Origin of the sequence: Mesorhizobium sp. M0106, from assembly GCF_040322715.1 — a bacterium.
Taxonomy (GTDB): domain Bacteria; phylum Pseudomonadota; class Alphaproteobacteria; order Rhizobiales; family Rhizobiaceae; genus Mesorhizobium.
This window is the reverse complement of the sequence record NZ_JAMYUA010000003.1, coordinates 38,070-52,053: the sequence shown is the minus strand read 5'-3', so window position 1 is coordinate 52,053 and position 13,984 is coordinate 38,070. Positions and strand designations below refer to the sequence as shown.

Sequence of the window (13,984 nt, the reverse complement as noted above, 5' to 3'; positions counted from 1 at the left end):
AGACCGCACAGGAGGGCGGGGGTGCAAGCCGTAAGCTCGCGCTTGCGACATATCACCCCTCGAAAAGGCTCGGCTGCATGCTAAGAGACTCAAAACATCAAACGGACTGAACTGAGGAGGCGGCCGTCATGACAGGCGAAAGCAAGAAGGCGGCCCGATCCGACCTCGACGAAGCCGCCCTCTACTTCCACAAGCACCCGAGGCCCGGAAAGCTCGAAATCCAGGCAACGAAGCCCCTCGGCAACCAGCGCGACCTGGCGCTCGCCTATTCGCCCGGCGTGGCGGCGCCCTGTCTGGAGATCCGCGACAATCCGGCAACCGCGGCCGACTATACGGCGCGCGCCAATCTGGTCGGCGTCGTCTCCAACGGTTCGGCGGTGTTGGGCCTCGGCAATATCGGCCCGCTCGCCTCCAAGCCGGTGATGGAAGGCAAGGCGGTGCTGTTCAAGAAGTTCGCCGGCATCGATGTCTTCGACATCGAGATCGACGCACCGGGCATCGAGCGCATGGTCGAGACGATCTCGGCGCTGGAACCAACCTTCGGCGGCATCAACCTGGAAGACATCAAGGCGCCTGAATGCTTCGAGGTCGAGGAGCAGTTGAAAGCGCGCATGGGCATACCGGTCTTCCATGACGACCAGCACGGCACCGCCATCATCGTCGCCGCCGCCGTGCTCAACGGGCTGGAATTCGCCGGCAAGTCCATCTCGGACATCAAGATCGTCACGTCAGGCGCCGGCGCTGCGGCGCTTGCGTGCCTCAACCTTCTGGTCTCGCTCGGCGCGCGGGTCGAAAACATCTGGGTCACCGACCGGTTCGGCGTCGCCCATAAGGGCCGCGTCGAGGAGATGGACCGCTGGAAAGACCCTTATGTGAAGGACACCGAAGCGCGCACGCTGGCCGACGTTCTGCCCGGCGCCGACGTGTTTCTCGGCCTGTCTGCCGCCGGCGTGCTGAAACCGGAATTGCTGCACCACATGGCGCCCAAGCCGCTCATCCTGGCGCTGGCCAACCCCAATCCCGAGATCATGCCGGAAGCGGCACGTGCAGCACGGCCCGACGCGATGATCTGCACGGGCCGCTCCGATTTCCCCAATCAAGTCAATAACGTACTCTGTTTTCCTTATATCTTCCGTGGCGCGCTGGACTGCGGAGCCAGCGCCATAAACGAGGAGATGAAGATGGCTGCGGTGCGGGCGATCGCAGCCCTTGCCCGCGAAGAGCCGTCCGATGTCGCCGCCCGCGCCTATTCCGGCGAGACGCCGATCTTCGGTCCTGAGTTCCTGATCCCCTCGCCTTTCGATCCGCGGCTGATCCTGCGCATTGCCCCTGCCGTCGCCAAGGCAGCCTGCGAGACCGGCGTCGCGACCCGGCCGATCACCGATTTCGCCGCCTATATCGACAAGCTGAACCGCTTCGTCTTCCGCTCCGGCCTGGTCATGAAGCCGGTATTCTCGATGGCCAAGACGTCGAGCGCCAAGCGCGTCATCTATGCCGACGGCGAGGACGAGCGCGTGCTTCGCGCCGCGCAGGTCGTGCTCGAGGAAGGCATTGCCGAACCGATCCTGATCGGCCGCCCGCATGTCATCGAGGTGCGGCTGAAGCGCTACGGGCTGCGCATCAAGCCGGGCGTCGATTTCGGCTTGATCAACCCGGAAGACGATCCGCGTTACCGTCACTACGTCGATCTCTTGATCGAGCTTGCCGGCCGGCGTGGCGTGACGACGGAAGCGGCGCGCACCATGGTGCGCACCGACAATACGGTGATCGCCGCCCTTGCCCTGAAACGCGGCGATGCCGACGCCATGGTCTGCGGCCTCGAAGGCCGTTTCGAGCGCCATTTGCGCAACGTCACGCTGATCATCGGACCGCGCGCCGGCATTAGGGATCGCGACCTGTCGACGCTTTCGATGCTGATCTCGCAGCGAGGCATCATTTTCCTCACCGATACCCATGTCTCGGTCGACCCGACCGCCGAGGAGATTGCGGAAATGACCGTTCTGGCGGCCGAGGAGATTCAGCGTTTCGGCATCGAGCCCAAGGCAGCCCTGCTTTCGCATTCGGATTTCGGCTCCCGCGATTCGCCAAGCGCCATGAAGATGCGGCAGGCAGCGGCAATCCTGGCGCGCATCGCGCCCGACCTGCAATGCGACGGCGAGATGCATGCCGACTCGGCACTGTCGGAACAGCTGCGCCAACGCGTCTATCCGCATTCGCGGCTGAAAGGCGAAGCCAATCTGCTGGTGTTTCCCAATCTCGATTCGGCGAACATCACGCTGACGGCACTGCGCACGATGATGGACGCGCTGCATGTCGGCCCGATCCTGCTCGGCACCGACAGCCCGGCGCACATATTGACGCCGTCGGTGACGTCGCGCGGCGTCGTCAACATGACCGCCCTGGCCGTGGTCGAAGCCGCGCATAAGGCGCAGGCCGTCGTCGAACTGGGCTAGCCAAGGACCTTCTCAGACTGGCTTGAACCGGAAATGCCCTGTCTGCCTGAAGGCAAACAAAGTGTCCTCTTCCCTGGCGCCGCCGCCGATATTGTGAATGACCAGTCTTCTTGTCGGTACCAAAGTGGAGCGATTGGACGACACGATGGCAATATGCGACAGATTGCCGGGCAGCATCTGGGCGATGAGATCCCCTGGCCGATAGTCGGCCGGGTCTTGGCTGACGGGCAAGGCAGCACCGCGCCGCTCGAAATAGACCGCAAGGTTAGGCACACGGCGGTGGTCGATGTTGCGGTCGGGCGCCTTCAAGCCCCAAGCCTTCGGATAGGCGGCAAAATTGGCCCGCATATCCTCATGCACCAGCTCTTGCAGATCGACATCGAAGGCGCGGCGATAGGCACGGATCACGACATCCGTGCACACACCCCGCTCGGGCTCAACGTCCCCGCCCGGATAGGCCAGGCGTGTATAGGTCGGATCGTAGAGTGTGGTGACGCCGATCTGCTCACGGGCGGCTTCGACCAATTTGGTGCCCCAATCCGGCGTGATGGGCTTTTGCTGCGCCATGGCAACCGGCATCGCCAGGCACAAAAGACCAAATTGCAGTGCGGCTCGACGGGTAATCGCGGTCATGCCAAGCCTCCGGGCATTGCTGGATGCAGGCATTCTTCTGGGCGAATACGCCTTTTTTCGTGCAACGCCAGGATGTCGCGGTTCTGGCTCTGTCCGAATATGTCGTGTGGCGTGGTCGATATGACAGCACCGTCGTGATCGAAGCCGCGCACTGGCGCAAGCCATCGCCGATTTGGGCTGAAGCCGGAATCGGCGGTATGCTAAACAAACGGTTAACCGCAAGCGCGGTAGCTTTCTGAACGACAGGCAGGCGGAGTTTCGGAGGGATGACGGGCGCATGTTGGAAGCTGACGCGTGCCGCCGCGCTGCTCGGTGCCCTGCTACTGTGCGACATTGCCGTCACTCAGGCGCAGGCCGCTCCGCGCCTCTGCCGCCAGCTTGAAGCCGATCTTGCCGCCGCGTCTCGTGGTGGCGGCGGCAAACCGGCCTTGCTCAGGAAATATGACGACGCAATCGTCCGGCAACGCCAGCAGATTTCAAAGGCCGTCAGCCAGGCCAGCAGCGCCGGCTGCGGCTTTTCGCTGTCTCGCCGCAACGCCAACGCATGCGCGGCACTCGACGCCACCATCGATCGCATGGCAGCCAATCTCGACGCCCTGCAGGCCAAGCGCGCCGACCTTGCCGGCGGTGGTTCGCGACGCGATCGCGCGCGCATATTGACGTTGCTTGACGCCAATGGCTGCCGCGATGATGCGGCGCCGCCGACGCCCGCACCGGTCCGCGAAGCCAGCCGTGAAAACGGCCACCGAAACCTGCTCGACCAGCTTTTGGGCAGTGACACAAGTGAACCGGGCGCGCCCGACCAGCCTGAAGGGCCCAGCCAGGCCGAAGAGCTAAGCCAGCCGGGCAACATCCGCAGCATGCTCAACAACGCCGACATGGGCCAGCCCCAAGGCGAATTCCGCACCATGTGCGTGCGCACCTGCGACGGTTATTTCTTCCCGATGTCGAATGCCGCCTCACTGGGCGATTTCGAGCGCGACCAGAAGAATTGCGAATCGAGCTGCCCCGGCACCGAAATGCAGGTTTTCTACACGCGCGGCATGAATGGCGATTCGGCGTCCATGACGTCTTCGGTGACCGGCAGGCCTTATATCGAACTGCCGACGGCCTACCTCTACAAGCAGTCCGACATGCCGCGGCCGCCGGCCTGCGGCTGCAATGCCGCGCAGAATTTCGAGATCATCGCCGGCAACCCGCCAACCCGGGAACAATCTGAGTCGAATGTAGAGAGTACCCCGTTCATGCCGCTGCCGGTTGCCAAGCCTGATCCGGGCGCCGACCCGGAGTCCTTGGCCAATGCGCAAGGCGGCCTCGACCGTGAGGCGATCAGACGCCTTGCCGTCAAGCCCGTGCCTTCGCCGACGTCCCTGCCCCCGCCAGAACAGCGCAAGGTCAGGGTCGTCGGGCCAACGTTCCTTCCCGACCCAGCAGCGGCAACAGATCTGCAAGCTCCGGACCCGAAGGCTGTCCCGTAAGCGCCAGCCTGAGCGGCATGAACAGCGCCTTGCCCTTACGGCCGCTCGCCTCTCGGATCTTGCCGGTCCAGTTTTTCCAGACGGTGCCGTTCCAAGGCTCCTCCGGCAGCAGTTCGAACGCCTGGCGAAGAAAGTCGCGGTCATCGTCGGAAAACTCCGCCGGCTCCTCTGGACCGTCTCGAAGCGTACGCCACCAGATCGCCGCATCGGCCAGCCTGTCGAGATTGCCGCGCACCGCCAGCCAGAAAGGCTCGGCCTGTTCGCCAGAGATGCCGAGCACGATCAGCCGGTCGCGCGCCTCGGAAAAGGGCATGTGATGCAGCAGCGTGCGGTTGAGCACGAAGAGCTCGTCCGGGTCGAATTTGGCGGCGGATTTCGATGTTGCAGCCGGATCGAAGCGCTCGGCTAGCTCGGCCATCGTTGGCACCGCCACGACGTTTTCCGAGGTACCGACGAGCACCGCCAGCGAAGCGACCGCCATTGGCTCGATGCCGCTCTCACGCAGGCTCTGGATGGACAGCGCGCCGGTGCGCTTGGAAAGCCCCTCGCCTGATGCCGTTGTCAGGAGATTGTGGTGGCCGAACACCGGCGGCTCCGCGCCAAGTGCTCGGAACAGGGCTATCTGGACGCCGGTATTGGTGACGTGGTCGTCGCCGCGAATGACATGGCTGACGCCCATGTCGATGTCGTCGACAACCGAAGGCAATGTATAGAGGTAGGTGCCGTCCTCACGCCGCAGAACCGGGTCTGAAAGCGAGGCGAGGTCGACGGTCTCTTCGCCGCGCACCAGGTCATTCCAGTGGATTTCGGTGCGCTCCGGCTGCAGCGGATCGCTGCTGAAGTTGGGCAGCAGAAAGCGCCAGTGCGGCCGCCGGCCATCGGCCTCATATTCCGCGACCTGCTCGGGTGCCAGCGTCAGCGCCTCGCGGCCATAGACTGGCGGCAGGCCACGCGTGCGGCGCACCTTGCGCCTCAGGTCGAGCTCTTCAGGTGTCTCATAGCAGGCATAGACGAGGCGCGCCTCCTTCAGTCTTTCCAGTGCGGCATCATAGATTTCGACCCGCCGCGACTGATACTCCGTGGCGTCGGGGAAGATGCCCAGCCAATGCAGGTCATATAGGATAGCGTCGGAAAACTCCTGCGTCGAACGGGCGACGTCGGTGTCGTCGAAGCGCTGGATGAAGCGGCCTTTGTTCTTGACGGCGAACAGCCAATTGAACAAAGCGGTGCGCGCATTACCGATATGGATGCGGCCGGTCGGTGACGGGGCGAAACGGACGGTAACTGTCATGAGCGGGGCGTACCGGATGGTTTTGCTGTTGACAAGACGCGCCCCCGCGCTCGGCGGCAGACATAGAACATGACGAAGGCGAAGAAAAGACTGCAGCGCCACGCGTCCATCAGGACGCGCGGCGCCGCATCAGATCACCATGCCTTTGGTCAGCTCAAGCGCCTGGCGTTCGAACAGCCGGCGGTAGATGCCGCCTTGTAGCCGGATCAGCTGGTCATGCGAGCCCTCTTCGACGATGCGGCCGCGATCGAACACCAAAAGCCTGTCCAGCGCCCGCACCGTCGACAGCCGGTGGGCAATGACCAGCGTCGTGCGGCCGACCATCAACCGCTCCATCGCCTGCTGGATCAGCACCTCCGATTCCGAATCGAGGCTCGACGTTGCCTCATCCAGGATGAGAATGCGCGCATCGGCAAGAAAGGCGCGTGCGATTGCAACGCGCTGACGCTCACCACCCGATAGCTTTACGCCACGCTCGCCGACCAGCGTGCCATACACTTTCGGCAAATTGGCGATGAAGTCATGCGCGCTGGCCAACCGCGCCGCGTGCTCGATCTCGGCCTGCGTGGCGGCCGGCCGGGCATAGGCGATGTTTTCGGCCAGCGACCGGTGAAACAGGATCGGCTCCTGCTGGACAATCGCGATCTGTGCGCGCAGCGACGCCTGCGCCACATTGGCAATATCCTGGCCGTCGATCAGGATATTGCCCGCAGTCACGTCATAGAGGCGCTGGATCAGCTTGACGAATGTCGTCTTGCCGGAGCCCGAATGGCCAACCAGCCCAACCCGCTCGCCCGGCGCGATGTCCACCGAAAAGTCGCGATAGAGCGGCAGGCGGTGGCTGCCATAATGGAACATGACATTGTCGAAGGTGATACGGCCATCGGTGATCCGGATCGGTTTGGCGCCGGGCCGATCCTCAATGCCGAGTGGTTCGGACTGGAAGTCGACCAGTTCCTCCATGTCGTTGATCGAGCGCTGCAGATTGCGGATATGCGTGCCGATGTCGCGCAAATAGCCTTGCAGCACGAAGAATGAGGTCAGCACGAAGGCGACGTCGCCGGCGCTCGCCTGCCCCCACGACCACAACAGCAGGGAGAATCCGATGACCGCTGCCCGCAAAAGCAGCAGCATCGTCCCTTGCGTGGTGCCGTTGACAGTGCCGCGCATCCAGGTGCGGCGCGTGCGGCCGCGCCATTTAGCGACGACCTCGGCAAGCCGTGTCTCCTCGCGTTCCTCGGCGCCAAAACCCTTGACCACGGCGTTGCAGCTCACCGCGTCGGCCAGCGAGCCGCCGAGCCGTGTATCCCACGCATTGGCAAGCCTTGCCGCGGGCGCGACATAGCCAAGCGACAGCATCGTCGTCACCGCGATGAACAGAACCGAACCGGTGGCGACGACAGCACCCATCAGCGGCCAGAACCAGCCAAGCAGCAGCGTCGAGCCGACGAGCATGACGACCGATGGCAGCAGCGCGATCAGGATCGTGTCGTTGAGCAGGTCGAGCGCCCACATGCCGCGCGTTATCTTGCGCACCGTCGATCCGGCGAAGCTGTTGGCGTGCCAGTCGGTGGAGAAGCACTGGACGCGGTGGAAGGCGTCGGCGGCGATATCCGCCATCATCTTCAACGTCAGCTCGACAATGGCCATGAAGGCGAGATTGCGCAGCACGACACCGGTGAGCGCCAGCGCCGCCAGCATCGAAAAGGCAGCCATCGCCGCATTCCATGCGGCATCGTCGGCAGTGGCACTACTGGCAACGGCGTCGACCAGCCGGCCGGAATAGAGCGGCGTCAGCACGTCGGCCAGGGTCGACAGCAGGAACGCGCCCATGATCAGCAAAAGCCGCCGCGGCTGACGTCGCCAATGGCTGAGCGTGAAGCCAAGAACGCTGCGAAAGGCGCCCGCGCGTAAATCTATTCGAAAACGAGCCATGATCTCATTCGGGCGCAAACGAACCCGATCCCGGAAAGGTCGAAATTGAAAAAAACCGCGTCGGGCGAATTAGCACCCAAGGAATGCGGAGGTTCGGCACATTTGGCGGCTCGCCCGAATACGGGCGGCGACCGGCATCGACGAACGCCTGTTCTCAGCTCGGCTTTGCCGCAAAGGTAAGGACCTTCTGGCTTGCCGATTGAGACCTAGGCTTCCCGGCCTCGCATAGCGATGTCAAATCCTGGCATTCGGTCCTCCCCAAGGGGATCGCGGAAAGGCGTTTATAGAGACGCCTCAACGCCGCGCCAAGTCAGTAGATAGCCAAAAGCGCATCTGGTCCAAGCAGTGAGACGATTTTGCAACAATCGCGGGTTGTGCGCTGCCTCTGTTCAGGTTGCCGGGATACGGTCGAAGCGCATATAGCGGCCGTCGGCGGAAGGCCTGAAGCCGAGCTTTTCGTAAACCGCATGGGCGTCGTTGGTCGACAGGCTCCAATGCGTGACCGTCTTGACGTCCGAGTGGTCGATAAGCGCCTGGACAAGCCGGGTTCCGGTGCCTTGTCCGCGATACCCGGGCCAGACAATTATGTCGGCGAGATAGGCAAATACCGTACGGTCGGTGATCGCCCGCCCGAAGCCGACCTGATTGCCGCCGACATAGGCGCCGACGCACAGTGAGTTGGCGAAGGCGCGGCGGTGCAGTTCGTCGCTGCGGCCACTGCCCCAATAGCTCTCCTTCAAAATGTCGGACGTCGCCCGGAAGTCGATCCGCGACGGGTCGAAGCTGATTTCAAGGTTGGCCATGGCTAAACCGTTAAACAGGCCAATCGCCTACCCGCCATCCCTGAACCGGTTGGTAATGGGATAGCGGCGGTCGCGGCCAAAGTTCTTCCTGGTGATCTTCACGCCGGGCGCCGCCTGCCGGCGCTTGTATTCGGCGACGTAAAGCAGGTGCTCGACGCGCGTCACCGTCGCCCGGTCATGGCCGCGCGCGACGATGTCGTCGACACCCATCTCGTTTTCGATCAGGCACTCCAATATGTCGTCGAGCACCGGATAGGGCGGCAGCGAATCCTGGTCCGTCTGGTTCTCTCGCAGTTCCGCCGAGGGCGCCTTGTCGATGATGTTGTTCGGGATCACCTCGCCGGACGGACCGAGCGCACCCGGCGGCACATGCGCGTTGCGCCAGCGCGACAGCGCATAGACCTGCATCTTGTAGAGGTCCTTGATCGGATTGAAGCCGCCATTCATGTCGCCATAGAGCGTCGCGTAGCCGACCGACATCTCGCTTTTGTTGCCGGTGGTGACCACCATCGAGCCGAACTTGTTGGAAATCGCCATCAGGATGGTGCCGCGGGCCCGGCTCTGCAGGTTTTCCTCGGTGATGCCTTCCTTGGTGCCCTCGAAAAGCTGTGTCAACGTGTGCAGGAAACCCTCGACTGGCTCGAAGATCGGCACGATGTCGTAGCGGCAGCCGAGCGCGCGGGCGCAGTCCTCGGCATCCTTGAGCGAGTCCTTCGAAGTGTAGCGGTAAGGCATCATCACGGCGCGCAGCCGTTCCTCGCCGAGCGCATCGACGGCAAGTGCCGCGCAGATCGCCGAATCGATGCCGCCGGAGAGGCCGAGCACGACATTCTTGAAGCCGTTCTTGTTGACGTAATCGCGCAGGCCCAACATGCAGGCGCGATAGTCGGCCTCCTCCTTTTCCGGGATTTTCGACATCGGTCCGTCAGAGCAGACCCAGATGTCATTCTTTCGCTTCCAGGTGGTGACGTTGACCGTCTCCTCGAACTGGCTCATCTGGAAGGCCAGCGTCTTGTCAGAACCTATGGCAAACGATGCGCCATCGAAAACCAGCTCGTCCTGGCCGCCAAGCTGGTTGGCATAGATAATCGGCAGTCCGCATTCGATGACCTGGCGGATGACGATCTGGTGGCGGACGTCGACCTTGCCGCGGTAATAGGGCGAGCCGTTCGGGACCAGCAGGATTTCCGCGCCGCTTTCGGCCAGCGTCTCGCAGACGGCAACCTCGCCCCAGATATCTTCGCAGATCGGCACTCCCACGCGCACGCCGCGGAAATTGACCGGCCCCTGGATCTCGGGGCCGGCCTGGAAGACGCGCTTCTCGTCGAACTCACCGTAATTCGGCAGATCGAGCTTGTAGCGTTCGGCAAGGATCTTGCCGCCATCGGCAAAGATGATCGAATTGTGCGTGCCGGTCTTGCGCTTCAACGGCGTGCCGATGACGAAACCCGGGCCGCCGTCGCCGGTATCGCCGGCGAAATCCTCCGCCGCCCGCTCGCAGGCCTTCAGGAAGGCGGGCTTCAGCACCAGATCCTCAGGCGGATAGCCGGCAAGGAAAAGCTCGGTAAACAGCACGAGGTCGGCGCCTTGGCGGGCGGCATCCGCCCTCGCCTCGCGTGCCTTGGCAAGATTGCCGGCGACGTCGCCGACCGTCGGATTGAGCTGGGCGACGGCGATGCGCAATATGTCTGGAGCGGTCTTGTCTGTCATGCCCGTGGGTTTAGCGCGGCAAAATTCGTCGGGCAATGGCGTTCGTTTGGACCAAACAGTCGATCCTATTCGCCCATATATTCGCGCAAGGCTTCCGGCGGATGGTTCTCGCCGATCGACATTGCCAGAATGCGCGAAATGTGCCGGCGCGGCAGCCCGGTTTCCGCCGCCCAGGCGTTTATCTGCACTTGGATCTTGCCCAGGTCCTTCTTCGATGTCGGGCTCCGCGGGAGGTCGAGCCCGGCGTCGCGCAGCGCTGCCGCCATGTCGGCCGAGACGATGAAGGCGTCCCACTCCAGCCAGCGCAGAAAATACTGGCCGGTATTGCCGCCGAGCCGGCTGCCGTGCTTGCCGAGATAGGCCATCAATCCGACCTGGTCATCCGCCGGCCAATTGGCCAGGAACTTGCCGAAGCTGCCATGCTCCTTCGACACGCGCTCGACGAAGGCTGCGTTGTCGCGTACGGATTTGATCTTCTGCGGATTGCGGACGATGCGCTTGTCGGCTGTGAGATCGTGCCAGAAATCGTCAGGCTGGAACAGCAGCCGCTTCGGCTCGAAGCCAAGAAATGCTTCCTCGAAACCCGGCCATTTCTGCTCGATGACGCGCCAGACAAAGCCGGCGGCAAAAACCCGCTCGGCCATGGTCGACAGGATCCGGTCGTCCGCAATCTTTGCCACCGCGGCATTATCGGGCATAGGACCCAGCAGCGACGTCAGCGCTGCCTCACCGCCTTTGCGCTTCGCTGCACGGGCGCGAATTTTCTGAAAATCCACCATTGTTTCCTGATCCCATCGCGTCAATCTACCACTTCCCGTATGAACCGGCAGCTTCTACCTCATCGCTGACGACGGAGGCGACGATGAACAAAACGATCGAGGACCTGGCAAGCCGCTGGCTGAAGCGAAAGCCGGACGGCCTCAGCGCGCTCGAAAGTCGGGTACTGCAATCTACGCTCGAGCGCACCACGATCTCCAAGGACACCAACAAGGCCGTCGCCTTTCACCAGACGTTTGGAGATCGCCTGGCCGACACCATCGCCCGGATCGGCGGCTCGTGGTCCTTCATCCTGGCATTCATTGGCTTCCTGATCCTGTGGACGGCAGGCAATGTCTGGCTCTTGTCGCGCGCCGCCTTCGATCCCTATCCCTTCATCTTCCTCAATCTCGTGCTTTCCATGGTTGCCGCCCTGCAGGCGCCAGTGATCATGATGGCGCAGAACCGCCAGACGGAGCGCGATCGAATCGACGCCGCGCACGACTATGAGGTTAATCTCAAGGCCGAGATCGAGATCATGGCGTTACACGAAAAGCTCGACGAACTGCGCCACAGCCAGATCATCGGCATGCGAGACGAGATCGCCCGGCTGGCCGAGCAGGTGAAGCGCATCGACGACATTCTGTCGAAGCAGCGAACGTCTTCATGACGGAAGTCATCCATCGTCTCATTGAGCAATATGGGCTGGTCGCGGTTTTTCTGGGCTGCGTCGCCGAGGGCGAAAGCGCCGCCATTCTCGGCGGTTTTTTCGCGCATCAGCATGTCTTCGTCCCGTGGCAGGCCTTCCTCGCGGCGGCGCTCGGCGCCTTCGGTGGCGACACGTTCTTCTTCATCTTGGGACGGAGCTTCGCCGACCATAAATTCGTGATCAGGCTCCGAGCCCGGCCGGGCTTCAGCCACGCCTACCGCCTTGTCACCTCTCATCCCAACATTTTCGTGCTGTCGAACCGTTACATCTATGGCCTGCGACTGGTCGGCGGAATCGCGGCCGGGCTGTCGGGCATCGCCGCGGCGCACTTCATCATCCTCAACGCCATCTCGTCGGTAGTCTGGGCGGCACTGTTCTGCACTGTCGGTTATGTCTTCGGGCTGGGCGCGGAGCACATCGTCGGCCAGGCGCTGGCCCGCCACGAGCGGTTGCTGATCGCTCTGGCAATCGGCCTCGTTGTGGCCATCCTCGGCTGGCTCGCGGCCCATATCGTCGCCAAGAAGGAACTCCACAAGGGAAGCTGATCGTCAATCAATGCCGAGCGCACGATCACCCTTCTCGAGGATCAGCGGAATGATCAGGTCTTCCTCGTCGGCAAGATGCCGGGTCAACATGGCGATCAGCCGGCTGTTCTCGTCAGCATAGGCATCGGCGGCGAAACGCTGTTTGTCTTCGCTCTCCTGAAGCGTGCGGATGAAGGCATTTGCCGCCTGGGCATTGCGCTCCAGTCCCTCATGGATTGTGTGGTGATCGGCATCCAGGATTTCGAAGCCGCGCTTCAGACGGGTCTCGGCCCTGGCGAAGACCGGGAAATAATGATGGTCCTCGACATTGTGGTGGCCGTCGAGATTGCCGAGGAAATGGTTGAGGCGCGGCGCGAACCAGCGCGCGAATTCCTGCGCGTTCAGCCTACCATCCCGATAATCGCCAATACCACTGGTGAGCATGCCGCCAAGCTCGCGGAACATGTCGTGCCGCTGCAGCCACATATTGGCTATGCCGTGGATGTTGGCATGCGCCTGCCAGACCTCGCGTGGAAATTTTTCAACCAGCCAGCGAAGATCGTCCGGCAGGCCCTCACGTTCGAGCAGCAGAAATCCGGCGGTATCGGCCATATCGGTTTCCTCAGACCATGATCCCGAAAAGTGGTACCGGTTTTCGGAAAAGATCATGGTCAAAACGAAAAATGCAGTGACGGCATGTACTGTCTGAAACCTCAGATCGGTACCCCGAGGATCCGTTCGATGACGGCGACGCCCCAGACGCCGGCAGCGATCACCACCGAAATCAGCACCGCCAGCGAACCGCAATCCTTGGCCAGCTGGATATCGACGTTGAACTCGCGGCTGAACGCGTCGCATGCCGCCTCGATGCCGGTGTTCAACACCTCGATCATGATCATGAGCAGCACCGCGCCGATCAGCAACGCATAGCCGCGCCACGATTCCGAAAGGAACCAGCCGAGCGGCAAGGCAAGCACGAGCAGTGTCAGCTCCAACTGGAAAGCCTCCTCGCTGGCCGCCAGTTTGCGAAACGCCCGCACCGAATTGTAAAAAGCGTCGATCAGCCGCTGCATACCAAAACCCTTCGGAATCACCGGCAGGGGATTAGCGCAATGGCTGGACCAAGGGAATAAGGCGACCTCTTCAAAATCAGTCGCCTGCCACCTTGATCGACGGCGTCGACTTCTCGAACTGCGGCAGCCCATCATCGATGGCGTAATAATCGCCCTTGTCGCCGACGAAGATATGGCATTCTCCTTGAAGCCCGGTTGGCGCGTCGAACAGCCCTGCCATGACCGAAACATAGCCGTCATCGCTCGGCTTCCAGAACAGCAGAGAGCCGCATGTCTTGCAGAAGCCGCGCCTGGCGAACGAAGAGGCCTCGTACCAGGTGATGCTCTCCGCGCCGGTGATTGTGATGTCGCGGTCGGCAACGTTGGCCGCCGCATAAAAATGCCCGCTCTGCTTCCGGCACTGCGAGCAATGGCAGTAGACGACACCGCGTAGCGGTCCTCGTGTCTGGAACCGCACTGCCCCGCACAAGCATGATCCGCAGTGACTGTCAGTCATGTCGGCCTCCCGATGCAATTGCCATCGCCTGGCAGGATTCCAGTTTTGCGCGCGTTAGGCACGAGCAAATGCGACACCGGCGGGATTGAATAGAAAAAGCGCCGGTTTTCGCCCGGCGCTTCT

Annotated in this window: 14 protein-coding genes; 5 read left to right on the top strand and 9 right to left on the bottom strand. The window is 62.4% G+C overall.

From position 1 onward, the window contains the following. The first annotated feature begins 128 nt into the window (after positions 1 to 128). On the top strand, positions 129 to 2,453 hold the full coding sequence (locus NKJ55_RS03750) for an NADP-dependent malic enzyme (protein ID WP_352448723.1): 2,325 nt from the start codon (positions 129 to 131) through the stop codon (positions 2,451 to 2,453). 12 nt (positions 2,454 to 2,465) lie between these two features. Here the strand turns inward: NKJ55_RS03750 and NKJ55_RS03745 are convergent, their stop codons facing one another. Then, positions 2,466 to 3,086 carry a DUF1287 domain-containing protein gene (locus NKJ55_RS03745; protein WP_352448722.1) on the bottom strand — a complete coding sequence of 207 codons (621 nt, stop codon included), beginning with the start codon at positions 3,084 to 3,086 and terminating at the stop codon, positions 2,466 to 2,468. 23 nt (positions 3,087 to 3,109) lie between these two features. On the opposite strand from NKJ55_RS03745, the gene NKJ55_RS03740 reads away from it, so the two are divergent. After that, the gene (locus tag NKJ55_RS03740) at positions 3,110 to 3,325 is read left to right on the top strand and encodes a hypothetical protein (RefSeq protein ID WP_352448721.1); all 216 of its coding nucleotides are present in this window, start codon (positions 3,110 to 3,112) and stop codon (positions 3,323 to 3,325) included. Positions 3,326 to 3,352: 27 nt separating this feature from the next. Then, positions 3,353 to 4,564, top strand: coding sequence for a DUF2865 domain-containing protein (locus NKJ55_RS03735; protein WP_352448720.1), 1,212 nt, complete (start codon positions 3,353 to 3,355; stop codon positions 4,562 to 4,564). Here NKJ55_RS03735 and gltX read toward each other — a convergent pair. From gltX to NKJ55_RS03710, 5 genes are all read right to left on the bottom strand, one after another. Next, entirely contained in the window at positions 4,482 to 5,855 is a 1,374-nt protein-coding gene (gene gltX / locus NKJ55_RS03730) for a glutamate--tRNA ligase (RefSeq protein ID WP_352448719.1), read from the bottom strand. The two genes, NKJ55_RS03735 and gltX, sit on opposite strands and share 83 nt — an antisense overlap. Before the next feature lie 129 nt (positions 5,856 to 5,984). Next, positions 5,985 to 7,790, bottom strand: a complete 1,806-nt coding sequence (locus NKJ55_RS03725) for an ABC transporter ATP-binding protein (protein ID WP_352448718.1) — start codon at positions 7,788 to 7,790, stop codon at positions 5,985 to 5,987. 389 nt (positions 7,791 to 8,179) lie between these two features. After that, entirely contained in the window at positions 8,180 to 8,593 is a 414-nt protein-coding gene (locus NKJ55_RS03720) for a GNAT family N-acetyltransferase (protein ID WP_352448717.1), read from the bottom strand. Between the two features lie 27 nt (positions 8,594 to 8,620). Further along, positions 8,621 to 10,303 (bottom strand): NAD+ synthase, encoded by a 1,683-nt coding sequence (locus NKJ55_RS03715; protein ID WP_352448716.1) that lies wholly within the window; start codon positions 10,301 to 10,303, stop codon positions 8,621 to 8,623. Positions 10,304 to 10,368: 65 nt separating this feature from the next. Next, entirely contained in the window at positions 10,369 to 11,082 is a 714-nt protein-coding gene (locus NKJ55_RS03710; protein WP_352448715.1) for a DNA-3-methyladenine glycosylase I, read from the bottom strand. A gap of 83 nt (positions 11,083 to 11,165) precedes the next feature. Here NKJ55_RS03710 and NKJ55_RS03705 point away from each other — a divergent pair, with 83 nt between their 5' ends. Next, positions 11,166 to 11,729 carry a DUF1003 domain-containing protein gene (locus NKJ55_RS03705; RefSeq protein ID WP_023680015.1) on the top strand — a complete coding sequence of 188 codons (564 nt, stop codon included), beginning with the start codon at positions 11,166 to 11,168 and terminating at the stop codon, positions 11,727 to 11,729. Further along, positions 11,726 to 12,313, top strand: coding sequence for a DedA family protein (locus NKJ55_RS03700; protein ID WP_352448714.1), 588 nt, complete (start codon positions 11,726 to 11,728; stop codon positions 12,311 to 12,313). The genes NKJ55_RS03705 and NKJ55_RS03700 overlap by 4 nt, the downstream gene beginning before the upstream one ends. A 3-nt stretch (positions 12,314 to 12,316) precedes the next feature. On the opposite strand, the gene NKJ55_RS03695 is transcribed toward NKJ55_RS03700, so the two are convergent. From NKJ55_RS03695 to NKJ55_RS03685, 3 genes are all read right to left on the bottom strand, one after another. After that, complete coding sequence (locus NKJ55_RS03695; RefSeq protein WP_352448713.1) at positions 12,317 to 12,904, bottom strand: hemerythrin domain-containing protein; 588 nt, start codon at positions 12,902 to 12,904, stop codon at positions 12,317 to 12,319. Between the two features lie 101 nt (positions 12,905 to 13,005). Then, positions 13,006 to 13,365 carry a diacylglycerol kinase gene (locus NKJ55_RS03690; protein WP_352448712.1) on the bottom strand — a complete coding sequence of 120 codons (360 nt, stop codon included), beginning with the start codon at positions 13,363 to 13,365 and terminating at the stop codon, positions 13,006 to 13,008. A gap of 76 nt (positions 13,366 to 13,441) precedes the next feature. Next, positions 13,442 to 13,861, bottom strand: coding sequence for a GFA family protein (locus tag NKJ55_RS03685; RefSeq protein ID WP_352448711.1), 420 nt, complete (start codon positions 13,859 to 13,861; stop codon positions 13,442 to 13,444). Between the last annotated feature and the right edge of the window lie 123 nt (positions 13,862 to 13,984).

Coding starts and splice junctions, on each gene's coding strand:
- NKJ55_RS03690 (WP_352448712.1), bottom strand. CDS start 13,365: ATGCAGCGGCTGATCGACGCTTTTTACAATTCGGTGCGGGCGTTTCGC.
- NKJ55_RS03685 (WP_352448711.1), bottom strand. CDS start 13,861: ATGACTGACAGTCACTGCGGATCATGCTTGTGCGGGGCAGTGCGGTTC.
- NKJ55_RS03715 (WP_352448716.1), bottom strand. CDS start 10,303: ATGACAGACAAGACCGCTCCAGACATATTGCGCATCGCCGTCGCCCAG.
- NKJ55_RS03745 (WP_352448722.1), bottom strand. CDS start 3,086: ATGACCGCGATTACCCGTCGAGCCGCACTGCAATTTGGTCTTTTGTGC.
- NKJ55_RS03695 (WP_352448713.1), bottom strand. CDS start 12,904: ATGGCCGATACCGCCGGATTTCTGCTGCTCGAACGTGAGGGCCTGCCG.
- NKJ55_RS03740 (WP_352448721.1), top strand. CDS start 3,110: ATGCAGGCATTCTTCTGGGCGAATACGCCTTTTTTCGTGCAACGCCAG.
- NKJ55_RS03705 (WP_023680015.1), top strand. CDS start 11,166: ATGAACAAAACGATCGAGGACCTGGCAAGCCGCTGGCTGAAGCGAAAG.
- NKJ55_RS03700 (WP_352448714.1), top strand. CDS start 11,726: ATGACGGAAGTCATCCATCGTCTCATTGAGCAATATGGGCTGGTCGCG.
- gltX (WP_352448719.1), bottom strand. CDS start 5,855: ATGACAGTTACCGTCCGTTTCGCCCCGTCACCGACCGGCCGCATCCAT.
- NKJ55_RS03735 (WP_352448720.1), top strand. CDS start 3,353: ATGACGGGCGCATGTTGGAAGCTGACGCGTGCCGCCGCGCTGCTCGGT.
- NKJ55_RS03720 (WP_352448717.1), bottom strand. CDS start 8,593: ATGGCCAACCTTGAAATCAGCTTCGACCCGTCGCGGATCGACTTCCGG.
- NKJ55_RS03725 (WP_352448718.1), bottom strand. CDS start 7,790: ATGGCTCGTTTTCGAATAGATTTACGCGCGGGCGCCTTTCGCAGCGTT.
- NKJ55_RS03710 (WP_352448715.1), bottom strand. CDS start 11,082: ATGGTGGATTTTCAGAAAATTCGCGCCCGTGCAGCGAAGCGCAAAGGC.
- NKJ55_RS03750 (WP_352448723.1), top strand. CDS start 129: ATGACAGGCGAAAGCAAGAAGGCGGCCCGATCCGACCTCGACGAAGCC.